The sequence below is a fragment of the Aeromonas media genome (assembly GCF_000819985.1).
GTDB classification, from domain to species: Bacteria; Pseudomonadota; Gammaproteobacteria; order Enterobacterales; family Aeromonadaceae; genus Aeromonas; species Aeromonas media.
Window position 1 is genome coordinate 1 of the sequence record NZ_CDBZ01000031.1, and the last position, 935, is coordinate 935.

Here is a 935-nt window from a genome sequence, read left to right on the forward strand (position 1 = left end):
GCAACTAGCCGGTTACGCATGGGCAGTATGATGAGCAACGTGATTGCGGTCTGTGACCGCGAAGCCGATATCCATGCTTACCTGCAGGACAAACTGACACATAAAGAGCGATTTGTAGTGCGCTCCAAGCACCCGCGCAAGGACACTGGCTCCGGATTGTATCTGTACGACCATCTGAAAAACCAACCGGAGCTGGGTGGCTATCAGATCAGCATCCCGCAAAAGGGCGTGGTGGATAAACGCGGTAAACGTAAAAATCGACCCGCCCGCAAGGCGAGCTTGAGCCTGAGCAGTGGGCGCATCACGCTAAAACAGGGGAATATCACGCTCAATGCGGTGTTGGCCGAGGAGATTAACCCGCCCAAGGGTGAGACCCCGTTGAAATGGTTGTTGTTAACCAGTGAACCCGTCGAGTCACTAGCCCAAGCCTTGCGGGTCATCGACATATACACCCATCGCTGGCGGATCGAGGAGTTCCATAAGGCATGGAAAACCGGAGCTGGAGCCGAGAGGCAACGCATGGAGGAGCCGGATAATCTGGAGCGGATGGTCTCGATCCTCTCGTTTGTCGCGGTCAGGCTGTTACAGCTCAGAGAAAGCTTCACGCTGCCGCAAGCACTCAGGGCGCAAGGGCTGCTAAAGGAAGCGGAACACGTAGAAAGCCAGTCAGCTGAAACGGTGCTGACTCAGGATGAATGTCAGCTACTGGGCTATCTGGACAAGGGAAAACGCAAGCGCAAAGAGAAAGCAGGTAGCTTGCCGTGGGCTTACATGGCGATAGCCAGACTGGGCGGTTTTATGGACAGCAAGCGAACCGGAATTGCCAGCTGGGGCGCCCTCTGGGAAGGTTGGGAAGCCCTGCAAAGTAAACTGGATGGCTTTCTTGCCGCCAAGGATCTGATGGCGCAGGGGATCAAGATCTGATCAAGAGACAG

At 55.4% G+C, this 935-nt stretch carries 1 pseudogene; it reads left to right on the forward strand.

From position 1 onward, the window contains the following. Window positions 1-924 (forward strand): annotated as a pseudogene (locus BN1127_RS02570) (IS4-like element ISAeme22 family transposase); the annotation flags it as partial. Window positions 925-935: the final 11 nt, after the last annotated feature.